This is a genomic window from Ramlibacter montanisoli, from assembly GCF_013087525.1.
In the GTDB taxonomy this organism is placed as follows: Bacteria; Pseudomonadota; Gammaproteobacteria; order Burkholderiales; family Burkholderiaceae_C; genus Ramlibacter; species Ramlibacter montanisoli.
Genome location: NZ_JABFCS010000001.1, coordinates 1,171,507 through 1,187,347, shown reverse-complemented (window position 1 = coordinate 1,187,347; position 15,841 = coordinate 1,171,507). Strand labels below are relative to the sequence as shown.

The 15,841-nt window shown below is 69.7% G+C and carries 13 protein-coding genes and 1 pseudogene; 4 read left to right on the top strand and 10 right to left on the bottom strand.

What is annotated here, in order from left to right:
• The first annotated feature begins 21 nt into the window (after nucleotides 1–21).
• The 4 genes from HK415_RS06120 to rsxB all read left to right on the top strand — a co-directional run bounded on the left by HK415_RS06120 (nucleotide 22) and on the right by rsxB (nucleotide 4,156).
• The gene (locus HK415_RS06120; protein ID WP_171557371.1) at nucleotides 22–189 is read left to right on the top strand and encodes a hypothetical protein; all 168 of its coding nucleotides are present in this window, start codon (nucleotides 22–24) and stop codon (nucleotides 187–189) included.
• Between the two features lie 62 nt (nucleotides 190–251).
• Nucleotides 252–1,970 (top strand): NAD(P)/FAD-dependent oxidoreductase, encoded by a 1,719-nt coding sequence (locus HK415_RS06115; RefSeq protein WP_171557368.1) that lies wholly within the window; start codon nucleotides 252–254, stop codon nucleotides 1,968–1,970.
• Nucleotides 1,971–2,129: 159 nt separating this feature from the next.
• A complete protein-coding gene (locus HK415_RS06110; RefSeq protein ID WP_171557366.1) occupies nucleotides 2,130–3,503 on the top strand; it encodes a polyhydroxyalkanoate depolymerase in 1,374 nt (457 codons plus the stop codon).
• A complete protein-coding gene (gene rsxB / locus HK415_RS06105; protein ID WP_171557363.1) occupies nucleotides 3,500–4,156 on the top strand; it encodes an electron transport complex subunit RsxB in 657 nt (218 codons plus the stop codon). The genes HK415_RS06110 and rsxB overlap by 4 nt, the downstream gene beginning before the upstream one ends.
• On the opposite strand, the gene HK415_RS06100 is transcribed toward rsxB, so the two are convergent.
• From HK415_RS06100 to HK415_RS23805, 10 genes and pseudogenes are all read right to left on the bottom strand, one after another.
• Entirely contained in the window at nucleotides 4,153–4,593 is a 441-nt protein-coding gene (locus HK415_RS06100) for a CBS domain-containing protein (protein ID WP_171557361.1), read from the bottom strand. The genes rsxB and HK415_RS06100 overlap by 4 nt on opposite strands.
• 60 nt (nucleotides 4,594–4,653) lie before the next feature.
• Entirely contained in the window at nucleotides 4,654–5,709 is a 1,056-nt protein-coding gene (locus HK415_RS06095) for a 2-oxoacid:ferredoxin oxidoreductase subunit beta (protein ID WP_171557358.1), read from the bottom strand.
• 55 nt (nucleotides 5,710–5,764) lie between these two features.
• Nucleotides 5,765–7,588: a 2-oxoacid:acceptor oxidoreductase subunit alpha gene (locus tag HK415_RS06090; protein WP_171557356.1), complete on the bottom strand. Its 1,824-nt coding sequence runs from the start codon at nucleotides 7,586–7,588 to the stop codon at nucleotides 5,765–5,767.
• Nucleotides 7,585–9,415: pseudogene (locus HK415_RS06085) on the bottom strand (FAD-dependent oxidoreductase). The gene HK415_RS06090 and the pseudogene HK415_RS06085 overlap by 4 nt, the downstream one beginning before the upstream one ends.
• 108 nt (nucleotides 9,416–9,523) lie before the next feature.
• Complete coding sequence (locus tag HK415_RS06080) at nucleotides 9,524–10,339, bottom strand: EAL domain-containing protein (protein ID WP_171557354.1); 816 nt, start codon at nucleotides 10,337–10,339, stop codon at nucleotides 9,524–9,526.
• The gene (locus HK415_RS06075) at nucleotides 10,315–11,382 is read right to left on the bottom strand and encodes a response regulator (protein ID WP_171557351.1); all 1,068 of its coding nucleotides are present in this window, start codon (nucleotides 11,380–11,382) and stop codon (nucleotides 10,315–10,317) included. The genes HK415_RS06080 and HK415_RS06075 overlap by 25 nt, the downstream gene beginning before the upstream one ends.
• A gap of 86 nt (nucleotides 11,383–11,468) precedes the next feature.
• Nucleotides 11,469–13,424, bottom strand: a complete 1,956-nt coding sequence (locus HK415_RS06070) for an ATP-binding protein (protein ID WP_171557343.1) — start codon at nucleotides 13,422–13,424, stop codon at nucleotides 11,469–11,471.
• A complete protein-coding gene (locus tag HK415_RS06065) occupies nucleotides 13,358–13,933 on the bottom strand; it encodes a hypothetical protein (RefSeq protein ID WP_171557340.1) in 576 nt (191 codons plus the stop codon). The genes HK415_RS06070 and HK415_RS06065 overlap by 67 nt, the downstream gene beginning before the upstream one ends.
• Nucleotides 13,930–14,487, bottom strand: a complete 558-nt coding sequence (locus HK415_RS06060; RefSeq protein ID WP_171556290.1) for a hypothetical protein — start codon at nucleotides 14,485–14,487, stop codon at nucleotides 13,930–13,932. Before HK415_RS06060 ends, HK415_RS06065 begins: the two co-directional genes overlap by 4 nt.
• Nucleotides 14,433–15,824, bottom strand: coding sequence for a cadherin-like domain-containing protein (locus HK415_RS23805; protein WP_309246596.1), 1,392 nt, complete (start codon nucleotides 15,822–15,824; stop codon nucleotides 14,433–14,435). Before HK415_RS23805 ends, HK415_RS06060 begins: the two co-directional genes overlap by 55 nt.
• Between the last annotated feature and the right edge of the window lie 17 nt (nucleotides 15,825–15,841).

Below are 15,841 nucleotides of genomic sequence, written 5' to 3'. Positions count from 1 at the left end.
ACAAGATTCAACGGAGCCGTCATGGGCAACAAGATCGTCACCGAAGCAGACCGCAAGGCCACCCCCAAGGCGAAGGCCCCGAGCGGCCGCACCAACACCACGGGCCACGGCCAGAAGGTCAGCCTCGAGCGCGGCTCCCACACCCGCAGCAAGAAGAACCCCGGCAAGCGCCCGCGCAAGGGCGGCTGACCCGCTTCCGCGCTGCGCGCAATCCGCCGCCCCAGGGCGGCGTTTTGCATTCAGGCCACCCCATGCTCAGGATCACCGAACTCCGCTTGCCGCTGGACCACGCCGGGGACGCGCTGCGTCCCGCGGTGCTGCGCCGCCTGGGCATCGCCGACGCCGACCTGCTGTCCCTCTCGGTGTTCCGCCGTGCCTACGACGCGCGCAAGAAGACGGCGATCGTCCTGATCTACACGGTCGACTGCGAAGTGCGCGACGAGGCCGCGGTGCTGGCGGCCAAGGCGGGCGACCCGCACGTGAAGCCCGCGCCCGACACCCGCTACCGCTTCGTCGGCCATGCGCCGGCGGATTTCCGCGCGCAGGACAGGCCGCGGCCGCTGGTGATCGGCTTCGGTCCCTGCGGCATCTTCGCCGCGCTGCTGCTGGCGCAGATGGGCCTGCGCCCGATCGTGCTGGAACGCGGCAAGGAAGTGCGCCAGCGCACCAAGGACACCTGGGGCCTGTGGCGCCAGGGCGTGCTGAACCCGGACTCCAACGTGCAGTTCGGCGAAGGCGGTGCCGGCACCTTCAGCGACGGCAAGCTCTGGAGCCAGATCAGCGACCCGCGCCACCTCACGCGCAAGGTGCTGACCGAGTTCGTGAAGGCGGGTGCGCCCGACGAGATCCTGTTCGTCAGCAAGCCGCACATCGGCACCTTCCGCCTGGTGAGCATGGTGGAGAAGATGCGCGCCGAGATCGAGTCGCTGGGCGGCGAGATCCGCTTCGGCCAGCAGGTGACCGACGTGCAGCTCGAGCCCGACGGCGACGGCCTGCGGCTGCGCGGCGTGACGCTGGCCTCCGGCGAGCAGCTGCGCGCCGACCATGCGGTGCTGGCGCTAGGCCACAGTGCGCGCGACACCTTCACCATGCTGCACGGGCGCGGCGTGTTCATGGAGGCCAAGCCCTTCTCGGTGGGCTTTCGCATCGAGCATCCGCAGGGCGTGATCGACCGCGCGCGCTTCGGCCCGAATGCCGGCAACCCCATCCTGGGCGCGGCCGACTACAAGCTGGTGCACCACGCGAAGAACGGCCGCAGCGTCTACAGCTTCTGCATGTGCCCGGGCGGCACCGTGGTGGCCGCCACCTCCGAGCCCGAACGCGTGGTCACCAACGGCATGAGCCAGTATTCGCGCAACGAGCGCAACGCCAACGCCGGCATCGTGGTCGGCATCTCGCCGCAGGACTACCGGCAGGACGGCCTGTCGGAAGGCCCGGTCAGCCCGCTGGACGGCATGCGCTTCCAGCGCCTGTGGGAGTCGCGCGCCTACGAGCTGGGCGAAGGCGGCTACGTGGCGCCCGGCCAGCTGGTGGGCGATTTCGTGAAGAAGCAGCGCAGCCGCGAGCTGGGCACCGTGCTGCCCTCGTACAAGCCGGGCGTGCGCATGACCGACCTGGCGCAGCCGGGCCGCGAAAGCCTGCCGCCCTACGTGCTGGACGCCATCCGCGAGGCGATCCCGGCCTTCGAGCGGCAGATCGCCGGCTTCGCGATGCGCGATGCCGTGCTGACCGGGGTGGAGACGCGCACCTCCTCGCCGCTGCGCATCACCCGCAACCGGCAGTACGAAAGCCTGAACGTGCGCGGCCTCTACCCCGCAGGGGAAGGCGCCGGCTATGCCGGCGGCATCATGTCCGCGGGAGTGGACGGGATCGAGGTCGCCGAGGCGGTGGCGCGCTCGGTCCTGGGCATCGCGGGCGACACCCCGCCCTCCGCGCACGCCATCGGTCCCTCGGTCCTGCAGGCGATCTGAGCGGCCGCGACACCCTTTTGCGCCCATTCCTTGCATCATTCCTACACCAGCCCCCGGCAAACCTGACGGCCGGGGCTCCGAGGTGACTCATCCGTAGTTCTACCTCGTGCAGCCTTGCTCGGCGGCTGGTATATTGCACTGCAACAACCAGGACTCCCGATGCTCTACCAGATCTATGAAGCGCAGCGCTCCCTGATGGAGCCCTTCGCCGATTTCGCGCAGGCGGCGTCCAAGCTCTACAGCAACCCGCTTTCGCCCTTCGGCCAGCATCCCCTCGCCCAGCGCATGGCGGCGAGCTACGACCTGATCTACCGCCTGGGCAAGGACTACGAGAAGCCCGAATTCGGCATCAAGACGGTCGACGTCGACGGCGTCGAAGTGGCGATCCACGAGCGCGTCGAGATCGACAAGCCCTTCTGCGAGCTGCGCCGCTTCAAGCGGTTCTCCGACGACACCGCCACGCTCAACAGGCTGAAGGAACAGCCGGCGGTGCTGATCGTGTCGCCGCTTTCGGGCCACTACGCCACCCTGCTGCGCGACACCGTGCGCGCGATGCTGAAGGACCACAAGGTCTACATCACCGACTGGCGCAATGCCCGCATGGTGCCGCTGGAACAGGGCCCGTTCCACCTCGACACCTACGTGAACTACGTGCAGGAGTTCATCCGCCACCTGCAGTCCGAGTACGGCAACTGCCACGTGATCAGCGTGTGCCAGCCGACGGTGCCGGTGCTCGCTGCGGTGTCGCTGATGGCCAGCCGCGGCGAACCGACGCCGCTGACGATGACCATGATGGGCGGCCCGATCGACGCGCGCAAGTCGCCGACCGCGGTGAACAACCTGGCGATGAACAAGAGCTTCGAGTGGTTCGAGGCCAACGTGATCTACCGCGTGCCCACCAGCTTCCCGGGCGCCGGCCGCCGCGTGTATCCCGGCTTCCTGCAGCACTCCGGCTTCGTGGCGATGAACCCGGACCGCCACCTGTCCAGCCACTACGACTACTTCAAGCACCTGATCGCCGGCGACGACGCCAGCGCCGAGGCCCACCGCCAGTTCTACGACGAGTACAACGCGGTCCTCGACATGGACGCCGACTACTACCTGGACACCATCCGCATCGTGTTCCAGGAGTTCGGCCTGGTCAACGGCACCTGGGACGTGATGAGCCCGGACGGCGTGCTGGAGCGCGTGCGGCCCGAGGACATCAAGACCACCGCGCACTTCACGATCGAAGGCGAGCTGGACGACATCTCCGGCTCCGGCCAGACCGAGGCCGCGCACGGCCTGTGCTTCAACGTGCCCAAGGCGCGCCAGAAGCACCTGGAAGTCAAGGGCGCGGGCCACTACGGCATCTTCAGCGGCCGCCGCTGGCGCGAAGTGGTGTACCCGCAGGTGCGCGACTTCATCCTGCAGTTCAACGAGCCGGTGGCCGCCGCCCGCAAGAGCGCGGGACGCAGCAAGGCCGTGGCCGCCGCCCGCAAGAGTCCTGCAACGGCGCGAGCCACCACGCCGGCACGCGCCCGCCGCAAGTGAAGCCGCAGGCGGCGCGCCTGCACGCCGCCCTGCCCCAGACGCAGTGCACGCGCTGCGGCTATCCCGACTGCGCCGGCTACGCCGAGGCCATGGCCGCCGGCGAGGCCGACATCAACCGCTGCCCGCCCGGCGGCGCCCAGGGCATCCTGCGCCTGGCCGAACTCACCGGCCGCCGCCCCATCCCGCTGGACCCCGAGCTCGGGGTCGAGGCGCCGCGCACGGTCGCCGTGATCGACGAGGCCTGGTGCATCGGCTGCACGCTGTGCCTGGACGTGTGTCCCACGGACGCCATCCTGGGCGGCAACAAGCGCATGCACACGGTGATCGAGCCGTATTGCACCGGCTGCGAGCTGTGCGTGCCGGTGTGCCCGGTCGACTGCATCTCCCTGGAGAACGTCACCGGCGAACGTACCGGCTGGAATGCATGGTCGCAGGCGCAGGCCGCCGAGGCGCTGCAGCGCTACGAGGCGCGCCGGGCGCGCAAGCTGCGCGAGGCGGCGGAGCACGACGAGCGCATGGAACGCAAGGCGCGCGAGAAGCTTGCCGACCTGCCCGCGCTGACGCACGGCGCCGAAGGCGTGGAACTGGCGCGCAAGAAGGCGGTGATCGAGGCGGCGCTCGCCCGCGCCCGGGCCAGGCGCGGTCCGGGTTAACCCAGCGCGTCGTTCACCTGCTCGTTGAACTCGGCCTCGCTCAGCGCGGTGCCGATCTCGCGCGGCAGCGCGTCGCGGATCGAGAACACGCCCAGGATCTTGCGATCGGCCGCGACGATGGGCAGGTGGCGGAAGCCGCGCTCGATCATGATCAGCACGGCGTCCGACACCTTGGTCTCGGGCGCCACGCACTGCGGGTGCGGCGTCATGATCTGCACCAGCGAGGTCTGCTTGGGATCCAGGGCCTTCGCCAGCACGCGCGTCATCAGGTCGCGCTCGGTGACGATGCCCAGCAGCCGATCGGGCGGTTCCATCACCAGCACGCTGCCGCAGTTGGCGCGCGTCATGGCGCAGGCGGCCTCCCAGACGTTGGCGTGCGGCCCGAGGCTGAGGACGTGCATCCTGGGCACGGACTGGAAAACGGTGCGTTCAGCCATGTGCGACCTCCTTTCGAGGTGAAACGGCGGCCTCCCTGTGCCCCTGGGTCGCTGCCCGTGCTAGCGCAGCGATGCGTTGATCCTGTCCAGCAGCTTCACGCCGGGACACAGGTCCCCGGCTTCCAGCGTGTTGAGCGGCCTGGCCGTCGTGTTCAGCGCCGTGTGCAGGTCGGTGGCCAGCGGATCCACGTAGAGCAGGCCCGTGACCACTTCGCCGCGCGCCTGGTGCTCCTGCATGAAGGCCATGGCCGCATAGCGGTCCGTTGCATCGTAATCCGGATGCAGGCTGCGCAGGCGCAACAGCGAGCCGTCGTGCTGGCGCACGTCCACCACCTCGCCGGGCGCGGCCTGCGCCGTGATCTCCTCGCGCGCCGTGATGAAGTCGATGCGGCTGACCGCCTCGTTGTGCTCGCGCACGTAGTCGTAACTCTTGGTGCTGCCCGGGTGGTTGTTGAAGGCCACGCACGGGCTGATCACGTCGATGAAGGCGGCGCCGCCATGCGCCATCGCGCCCTTGATCAGCGGCACCAGCTGCTCCTTGTTGCCGGAGAAGCTGCGGCCGACGTAGGTGGCGCCCAGCTGCAGCGCCATGGCCACCAGGTCCACCGGACTGTCGCTGTTGACCACGCCCTTCTTGCTCTTCGAGCCGCTGTCGGCGGTGGCGGAGAACTGCCCCTTGGTGAGGCCGTAGACGCCGTTGTTCTCGACGATATAGGCCATGCGCACGCCGCGCCGCATGGCGTGCGCGAACTGGCCCAGCCCGATGGACGCCGAATCGCCATCGCCGGACACGCCCAGGTACAGCAGGTCGCGGTTGGCGAGGTTGGCGCCGGTCAGCACCGAAGGCATGCGGCCGTGCACCGTGTTGAAGCCGTGCGAGGCGCCCAGGAAGTAGTCGGGCGTCTTGGAACTGCAGCCTATTCCGGAGAGCTTGGCCACGCGGTGCGGCTCGATGTCCAGTTCCCAGCAGGCCTGGATGATGGCCGCGGAGATGGAGTCGTGTCCGCAGCCCGCGCACAGCGTGGAGATCTTGCCTTCGTAGTCGCGCCGCGTATAGCCGACGCGGTTCTTCTCCAGCGTCGGATGGTGCAGCGCCGGCTTGGCGATATAGGTCATTCGGAAACCTCCGTGCTACGCACTGCGGTATTCGCCTTGGGAGCGGCCCGGCGGCTCATGCCACTTTCTCCCCGAGCTCTTGCACGTGCGCGGTGATGGCGCCGGTGATGAAGCGCGCCGTGATCGGCGTGCCGTCGTAGTGCAGCACCTTGACCAGCCGGGCCGGATCGACCTCCAGCTCGTTGACCAGCAGCGTGCGCATCTGCGCGTCGCGGTTCTGCTCCACCACGAACACCTGGTCGTGGCTGGCGATGAACTCGGGCACGCTGTCCGGGAAGGGGAAGGCGCGCAGGCGCATGGCGTCGAGCTCGATGCCCTCGGCGGCCAGCACGTCCAGCGCCTCCTGCATCGCGGGACTGGTCGAACCGAAGTAGATGACGCCCAGGCGCGCCTCGCCGGCGGCACGGCGCACGACCGGCTGCGGCACCAGCGTGGCGGCCGTGCGGATCTTGCGCAGCAGCCGTTCCATGTTGTACATGTAGTCCGGGCCGCGCTCGGAGTAGCGCGCGTAGGGATCGCGGGTGGTGCCGCGCGTGAAGTAGGAGCCACGCGTGGGGTGCGTGCCGGGCAGCGTGCGCCAGGGGATGCCGTCGCCGTCCACGTCCTTGTAGCGGCCGAAGTCCTTGCCGGCCTCCAGCTCCTCGGCGCTCATCACCTTGCCGCGGTCGTAGGCCCCGCCTTCGCGCCAGCCGAAGGGCTCGCACAGGCGCTGGTTCATGCCGATGTCCAGGTCGGTCATCACGAACACCGGCGTCTGCAGGCGGTCGGCCAGGTCCAGCGCCTGGGCCGCGTGCTCGAAGCACTCGTGCGGGTCCTCGGGCAGCAGCAGCACGTGCTTGGTGTCGCCGTGCGAGGCGTAGGCGCAGGACAGGATGTCGGCCTGCTGGGTGCGCGTCGGCATGCCGGTGGACGGGCCGCCGCGCTGCACGTTGATGATCGTGACCGGGATCTCCGCGAAGTACGCGAGGCCGATGAACTCGGTCATCAGCGAGACGCCCGGGCCGGAGGTTGCGGTGAAGGCCCGCGCGCCGTTCCACCCTGCCCCCACCACCATGCCGATCGAGGCGATCTCGTCTTCCGCCTGCACGATCGCGTAGCGGTTCTGGCCGGTGTCCGGGTCGACCCGGAACTTGCCGCAATAGCGCTGGAAGGCCTCGGCCACCGAGGACGAAGGCGTGATCGGGTACCAGGCCGCGACGGTGGCGCCGCCGTACACGCAGCCCAGCGCCGCGGCGCTGTTGCCGTCCACGAAGATGCGGTCGCCCACGCGGTCGGCGCGCTTGACGCGGATGCCCAGCGGCGCGTCCAGGTGCTCCTGCGCGAACTCGCGCCCGAGCTGCAGGGCCTGGACGTTGGAGGCCAGCAGCTTCTCCTTGCCCTTGTACTGTTCGCCGAACAGCTTCTCGATCTCCGCCGGGTCGATCTCCAGCAGCACCGACAGGGCGCCGACGTAGACGATGTTCTTGAACAGCTGGCGCTGCCGCGGGTCCGAATAGACCGCGTTGCAGATCTCGGTGAGCGGCATTCCGATCACGTGCACGTCGTCGCGGAAGGCGGACGGCGGCAGCGGCCGGGTGTTGTCGTAGAAGAGGTAGCCGCCGGGCGAGAGTTCCGCCACGTCGGCCTCCCAGGTCTGCGGGTTCATCGCCACCATCATGTCGACCCCGCCGCGGCGTCCCAGCCAGCCCTGCTCGCTGACGCGCACCTCGTACCAGGTGGGCAGGCCCTGGATGTTGCTCGGGAAGATGTTGCGCGGGCTGACCGGCACGCCCATGCGCAGGATGGACTTGGCGAACAGCTCGTTGGCCGAGGCCGAGCCCGAGCCATTGACGTTGGCGAACTTGACGACGAAGTCGTTGACTGCCGTGATGCGCTTCATGCCACCGCCTCCTGCGCCTTGTGCGCACCCTTGTCGCGGCAGCCGGACCCCGCCATCGCCGACTTGAACAGGAACTTCTGCATGTCCCAGGCGCCGGTGGGGCAGCGCTCGGCGCACAGGCCGCAGTGCAGGCAGACGTCCTCGTCCTTCACCATCACGCGGCCGGTCTTGAGCTCGCCCGAGACGTAGAGGTCCTGCGCGAGGTTGAGGGCCGGCGCCTTCAGCCGCTGGCGCAGGTCGGGCTCCTCGCCGTCCGCGGTGAAGCTGATGCAGTCCATCGGGCAGATGTCCATGCAGGCGTCGCACTCGATGCAGGCGGTCTGGTTGAACACGGTCTGCACGTCGCAGTTCAGGCAGCGCTGCGCTTCCTTGAACGCGGTCGCGGCGTCGAAGCCCAGTTCCACCTCCACCCGGATGCTGGCCAGCGCCTTTTCCGCCGCCGCCCAGGGCACGGCATAGCGCTCGTCGGGCGAGGTCTCGTTGTGGTAGCTCCACTCGTGGATGCCCATCTTCTGCGACATCAGGTTCGCGGTGGGCGCGGGCCGCACACGCACGTCCTCGCCGTGCAGCAGCTTGTCGATGGAGATCGCCGCCTCGTGGCCGTGCGCCACCGCCGTGATGATGTTCTTGGGGCCCAGCGCGGCGTCGCCGCCGAAGAAGACGTTGGGCACGGTGGACTGGAAGGTCGTCTTGTGCAGTTCGGGCAGGCCCCAGCGGTCGAAGGCGATGCCGCTGTCCCGCTCGATCCAGGGAAAGGCGTTCTCCTGCCCCACCGCGATCAGCACCTCGTCGCAGGGGAAGAAGGGATCCGGCTCACCCGTGGGCACCAGGTTGCGCCGGCCCTGCGCGTCGTACTCGGCCCGCACCACCTCGAAGGTCATGCCGGTGAGCTTCCCGCCTTCATGCACGAAGGCCTTGGGCACATGGAAGTTGATGATGGGGATGCCCTCGTGCATGGCATCCTCCTTCTCCCAGGGCGAGGCCTTCATCTCCTCGAAGCCGCTGCGCACGATCACCTTCACTTCCTCGCCGCCCAGGCGCCGCGCGGAGCGGCAGCAGTCCATGGCGGTGTTGCCGCCGCCCAGCACGATGACGCGCCGGCCGACCTGCGTGACGTGGCCGAAGGAGACCGAAGCGAGCCAGTCGATGCCGATGTGGATGTTCGCCGCGGCCTCGCGCCGCCCCGGCAGCTCAGGTCGCGGCCGCGCGGCGCGCCGCAGCCCACGAAGATGGCGTCGTAGCCCTGCGCCATCAGCGCCTTCATGGAGTCTATGCGCTGGCCGGCGACGAACTTCACGCCGAGGTCCAGCACGTAGCCGGTCTCCTCGTCGATGATCTCCTCCGGCAGGCGGAAGCGCGGGATCTGCGTGCGGATGAAGCCGCCGGCGCGCTGCTCGCCGTCGAACACCGTCACCTCGTAGCCCAGCGGTGCGAGGTCGCGCGCCACGGTCAGCGAGGCGGGCCCGGCGCCCACGCAGGCGACGCGCCTGCCGTTGGATGGCACGCGCTGCGGCATCCGCGAGCGCACGTCGTCCTTGTTGTCGGCGGCCACGCGCTTGAGCCGGCAGATGGCCACCGGTTCCGGATCCCCCGTGTTGCTCTCCTCCACGCGGCCGCGCCTGCAGGCAGGCTCGCAAGGCCGGTCGCAGGTGCGGCCAAGGATGCCGGGGAAGACGTTCGACACCCAGTTGACCATGTAGGCGTCGCCGTAGCGGCCCTGCGCGATCATGCGGATGTACTCGGGGACGGGGTGTGCGCGGGGCAAGCCCACTGGCAATCCACCACCTTGTGGAAATACGCCGGGTTGGCGATGTTCGTCGGCTGCAAGGGCCCTCCTGAACTCGGATGGCCCTGGTGGGCCACGGTCCAGTCTACGCCCAATCGCGCGCGGCCCGCATCCCGGTGGATTCCACTAGGCGTGGAGCTTGTCCCTGCTCAAATGTTTTCGCCGGGCATGGGCACGCGCTGCGGCTTGCCGCTGCGGGTGAGCCACCGGGCCGCGAAGGCCAGGCCCGACTGCGGCTCGCCGAAAAGGCGGCCCTGTCCCTGGTCCCAGCCGTTCTTCTTCAGGAAGGCGAGCTGCGCGGGCGTGTCCACGCCGCAGGCCACGCAGGTGAGGCGCAGCCGGCGCGCCAGGTCGCCCATTCCCAGCAGCATCGCCTGCACCACCGCGTCCTTCTCCAGGTCGCGCACGAAGGAGTCGTCGACCTTGATCTCGTCGCACATGAGCTTGCGCAGGTGGGCCACGGAAGCAACGCTGCCGAACCGGTCCAGCGACAGCCGCATGCCCTTCTTGCGCAGGGTCGCCATCGCCGCCGCTTCCCGGGAAGGCAGGTTGTCGATCGCGCCGACGTGCTGCAGTTCCAGCGTGATGTGCTTCGCGTCCATGCCGCCGCCGATCGCGGCATTCACCAGGTGGGTGAGGTCGCTGGGCCGCATGTTCGCCAGCGAGGCCTTGATGCCCATGGGCACCGGCTGCAGGCCCGCCGCGCGCCAGTTCTTGACGTGCTTGCGCATCTGCTCGAACAGCCACTCGGTCAGGGCGACATCCATCTCCGACGTGCCCGCCAGGTCCATCAGTTCGTCGCCCTCGATGATGCGGCCGGACGCGTGCTTCCAGCGCATCACGGTCTGGCTCGCGACCACGCGGCCGGTGGCCAGCTCCACCCGCGGCTCGTACAGGAGCTCGATCTCGTCGCGGCTGATGGCGTGGCGCAGTTCGGCGCTCAGGTCCAGCCGGCTCTGCGCCATCTCGTTGAAACGCGGCGAGAAGAACTCGTAGCGGTGCGGACCCGCCTGCTTGGCATGGCGCAGGGCCAGCCCGCGTTGCGGATCAGCAGGTCCGGATCCATGCCGTCGGTGGGGAACACCGACACGCCCACGCTGCAGGTCACGAACAGCTCCGGCGCGCCGGAGCGCTGGAAGCTGACGGTCGCGTCCTCCAGCAACTTGTTGATGAAGGCAGCGGCGCTGTGGACGCCTTCCATGTAGGGCACCACGATGGCGAACTCGTCGCCGTCGAAGCGGTACAGCATCGGGTTGTGCTGCTCGGAACTCAGTTCGCCTCCCGACTCGGTCTGCACGCAGCTGGCCAGGCGCTTGGCGATGCGCTGCATCAGCTGGTCGCCCACGGTGCGCCCCAGGGCGTCGTTGATGCGACCCAGCGCATCCACGCCCACGTGCAGCAGCGCGCCGTCGTAGCCGTCCTTCTGCGCCGCGGCGAGCACGTCGGCCACTTCCTTGCGATAGCGCTGCTTGTTCGGCAGTGCGGTGAGCGAGTCGTGCTGGCCCAGGTACTCCCGGTAGGCGCTGGCCGCCAGCGTGTTGCGGATGCGCAGCCCCAGCTCGCTGGGGTCCACCGGCTTGGAGAGGAAATCCATGGCCCCCATCGCCAGCGCCTTCAGCTTGGTCTGGGGGTCGGTGCTGCTGGTGAGCACGATGACCGGGACGTGGCGCAGCACGGGGTCGTCGCGCATGCTGGAGAGGATCTCCAGGCCGCTCACCCTGGGCATGCTCAGGTCCAGCAGCAGCACGCCGGGCAGCTGCTTGCGCAGCATGGCCAAGGCCTGCTCGGGCCGGTCGGTCTGCACGAAATGCCGGTAGCCGGCTTCCACCAGGAAGGCCTGCGTCATCTCGATGTTGAGCATCTCGTCGTCGACCATCATGATCAACGCGTCCGAGAGCCCGGCGACCGAGCGGTGGCGCCACAGCACGTCCTGCGGCGACAACGCGCGCAGTTCCTTTTCGGTCAGCCTGTCCTCGCCGGGCGCGAACACGGTCGGCTGCGTCGCCATGTGGTCCCGCTCCGAATCCCTGCTCCCCGATAGCCTCCGCCCGAGCCGGAGTCCTTCTCATTCATTGGTCCATTGTGCCTCGTGCATCACCCGATGGCGACGTCCGGCACCTCCAATTGGCCCGCCATCCGTGACAAGCGTTGCAGAACGCCGTCAGCCGCGGCGGCGTCGCCGGCCTTGGCGGCCGCTTCCATTTCGCGGGCCGGTTCCGTGAAGGCGTCGTAGCCCACCGTGCCGGCGGCGCCGGCCAGCCAGTGGGCCAGGCGCTCCACCTCCGCCAGGTTGCCGGCGTCGGATGCCTCGCGCGCATTGCCAAGCTGCTCGCGCAGGCGGCCGGCGAACTTGCGCACGATGGGCACCAGCTTGGCGTTGCCGGCGAAGCGAGAGCGGATCGGCGCGTGGACTTCCGGCAGCTCGGCGAGGTCGCCGAACACGGAGGGTTCCGGCTGCCCCGAGGACTGTTCGGCGGTGCCGCCCAGGAGCTGCGCCACCTGCCGCAGCAGGGCGTCGATGTCCACCGGCTTGGTCAGGTAGGCCGTGCAGCCCGCCTGCATCACCTCCTCCTCGTAGCCTTTCATCGCGTGGGCGGTCAGCGCCACGATCGGCGCGTGCACGCCGCGCCGCCGCAGCTCGCGCGTGGCGGCATAGCCATCGAGCACCGGCATCTGCATGTCCATCAGCACCAGGTCGAAGTTCGTGGCGGCCGCCTTGTCCACGGCCACCTGCCCGTTCTCCGCCTCCTCGACCCACAGGCCGTGCTCGGTGAGCACCAGGGACAGCAGCTCGCGGTTCTCCGCGCCGTCGTCGACCACCAGCACGCGCGCCGAGGGGATGCGCCAGCGCGTGCGCGCGGCGGCGGCGCCGGCATGCGGCGCCGCGATGTCGGTCGCATCCAGCAGGCGCACGCCCTCCAGCGCTCCGGTGGCGAAGGTGAAGATCATCGTCGTGCCGACGCCGGGCTGGCTGGTGGCGGTGAGCTCGCCGCCCAGCGCGCGCGCCAGGCGCCGGCTGATCGCCAGTCCCAGGCCGGTGCCGCCGAAGCGGCGCGAGATGGAGACGTCCGCCTGGGTGAAGGGATCGAACATCTCCTCGACCCTGTCCGGGTCCATGCCGATGCCGGTGTCGCTCACCTCGATGGTGTAGGCCGTGCCGTTGCACGCGAGGACGACCTCGACGCCGCCGGCCTGGGTGAACTTCACCGCGTTGCTCAGGAGGTTCAGCACCACCTGGCGGATCCGCGCGGGATCGGACTGCGCCCGCTCCGGCACCGGCGTCAGCAGCCGCATGGACAGGCGGATGCCCTTTTCCTGCGCCTTGATCGCGAGTTCCGACATCGCGCCCTGGATCACCTCGTGGGGCGCACAGGCGATCTTCTCCACCGTCAGCTGGCCCGCCTCCACCTTCGACAGGTCCAGGATGTCGTTGATCAGGCCAAGCAGGTGCTTGCCGCTCTGGTGGATGGTGTCCAGGTAGCGGGAGGACTCGCGCTCGCTCTTGCCGAAGCCCCGCCGCAGCAGTTCCGTGAAGCCGAGGATGGCGTTCATCGGGGTGCGGATCTCGTGGCTCATGTTGGCGAGGAACTCGCTCTTGGCGCGGTTGGCCGCCTCGGCCTCGTCCCTGGCCGAGCGCAGTTCCACCCGGCTCTGTTCCAGCAGCGTGATGTCTTCCAGGCTGACCAGCACGCCGGTGGCCTTGCCGCCGGTGGCCAGCACCGGCGAGCAGTTCACGACGAAGCTGCGGATGTCGCCTTGCGCGTCGCGCAACTTGAGCTGCAGGTCGCGCTGCACCGTGCCAGTCCGCAGCGCCGTGGTCCAGGGCGGCGTGCCCGCGAGGCTGCGCTCCATGTCGTCCAGCCACCGGATGGCCCCGACGGGCGTTCCCATCAACTGCGCGTTGTCCTTCCCGAGCAGCCGGGTGAGGGCATCGTTGGCCAGCACGATGTTGTGGTGCTGGTCCATCACCAGCAGGCCTTCGGTCAGCGAGTCCAGCGCGGAACGCACGCGCGAGGGGATCGCCTGGGCCGGGTCCAGGTGCCGCAGCACGCGGTGCAGGTAGATGGAAAAAAGAACAGGCAGAGCGTTCCGCAGAACGCCAGCAGCAGCACCAGCGGGGTCTGCAGCACGCTGGCCAGGCCCGGGGGCGACACCGGCTCGAAGCGCATTTCCAGCTGCCCCCACTGCTGGTCGCCGGCGAACAGCGTCACCTGCACCTGGCCGTCCACCGCGCGTCCCGTCTTCACGGACACCCAGTTGCGAGCGTGCTCGCCCACCGCGACGACCAGGCGGCCTTCGCGCGTGCGCAGGCCGATCGAGTGCAGGCCCTCGTTGCGCTTCTGGATGAAGCGCAGCACGTCCTGCAGCCGCGCCGGGTCCGGGCTGCTCAGGAAGGCGGCGCTGCTCGCCGCGACCGACTCGGCCAGGGCGAGGCGGCCGGCGCGGACCGCACCCTGCCGGTCCGGCACGAGTCCCAGGAAGGAAGCCGCCAGCAGCACCGTGCTGACGATGGAGGCCAGGCCCAGCGCGATGTAGGTGCGGGTGTTGAACAGCTTCAAGTGAAACCTCGCAGCGGGTCGCCGCCCTTCGCCTGGTCCGGATCGAAAGTCTCGTCGTCCTCGTCGCCGTCCTCTTCCTCGTCGCCTGCGCGTGCCAGCACCGGCAGCGGGTCCAGCAGGCGCCACGCGGGCAGCGCGGACAGGTAGCTTCCCAGCAGCACGCCGCCGCGCACCAGCCAGAGCACGTAGACGAGGGAGACGCCCAGCGACAGCCCGGCGACCGTGATGCTGGTGCTGCGATCGAGGTCGAAGTCCTCGTGCAGCTGCCGGCGCAGGCGGTTCAGTTCCTCGATGAAGGCGCCCGAGCGCAAGGCCTGCTGGAAGTGCTCCACCGAGATCCGGCCGGGGCCGCTGTCCAGGGCGGCGAAGCCGGTGACGACGAAGTCGCCATGGCCCGCCAGCGTCAGGCCGGCCAGCCGCAGCTCGCGCTCCACGGCAACCATGAAGGAGTTGTGCGTGGTCGCGGGCACGGCCTCCAGGTTCTGCGGCGCGAATCCCGTCAGCGTCTCGAAGCGAGCCGAGAAGTTCGGAGCTTCCAGCAGCACATCCGCCATGGCCGGAAGGACCGAGGCCGCGGAGCGTCCCGGCGTGGGCGCGGAGGCGGCTGCCGGCACGGGCGCTGCAGGCTGCGGCACGATCGGCGCCGGGGCCGGCCCGGCGGCCGGCGGCAGGGCAACGACCACAGGCGCGGGCGCTGGGGCCGGCATCTCTTCGGGGGCAGCTCCGACACGGGTGCGGGCGCCGGCGCCGGTGCGGGTGCAGGAGCGGGCACCGGAGCGGGCGGCAGCACCGACGGCGGCGGCGCTTCGGCCATCGCTGCCACGGCCACACTGGCGCTCGCCGTGCCGCTGCTGAAGGCGGACGTTCCGCCGTTGACCGTGGTGTCGGCGCGCAGGCCGGCCGTGCCGCTGCTCAGGTCCCAGGCGCGGAATTCCAGGCCGCCGGCGGTGCCGTTCCAGTCGGGAGCCGGCACGAAGCGGACGCGGTTCAGCGCATCGGCGGCGAGCAGTTCGGCGCTCGTGCCGCTCACGCCCGCGAACGCGGACCACGTGCTGCCGCCGTCGCGGCTGAATTCCCAGCGCCCTGCACTGCCGTCCGCCGCCACCACGGCGATGCCGTAGCTGGCGAGCGGATCGCTCGCCTGGCCGGCGATCAGGTCGGCGACCAGCATGCCGGCCGGCGTGGTTTCGTCTTCATCGACGCCCGGCATGGCATTGGCGCCGGCCAGGGCCGGAGCCTGGTTCTGGATCGCGATGCGCACGGTCTCCCCACCGGCCAGTGCGGCACCGCCGCTGTCCCGGACGGAGAAGGCGAACGTGCCCGCGCCGCTGCTCACGAGCTTGGACGGCTCGAACTGCATCGCCGCCAGTTCGGCCAGCGTGTAGCTGCCGCCGACGCTGACCGCCGCGCCGTTCACGACCACGGTGCCGATCGCGTCGGGCAGCGCCGTGACGGTGAAAGCGAGCGACTGCGCAGCCTCGTCGCTGCCACCGCCCACGCCATGGGCGAGGCCGGACAGGCCCAGCGAGGACGGCAGGCTGCCTTCCACCACGACGATGTCGGCAGGAGCGGCGGACGTGCGCACGGGCGCATCGTTGACCGGCGTGACCGTGACGGCCAGGGTGCTGCTGGCACCGGTCGTGGTCGTGTAGGTGACTTGCGGCACCGTTCCGTTCCAGTCGGCCACGGGCGTGAAGCTGTAGCTGCCGTCCGCCGCCAGGGTGAAGCTGCCGGCGCCCGAAATGGCGACGGTGCTCCCGGCGGCGTAACGCGTGCCGCCGATGCTGAAGTCCACCACGGCCAGGACGGTTTCGACGTCGCTGTCGTTGGAGAGGACGTTCCCGGAGGCCGCCGCGTCTTCGGGGGTGGACACGGTCTCGGCATTCACCACTGTCGGGTCGTCCAGCC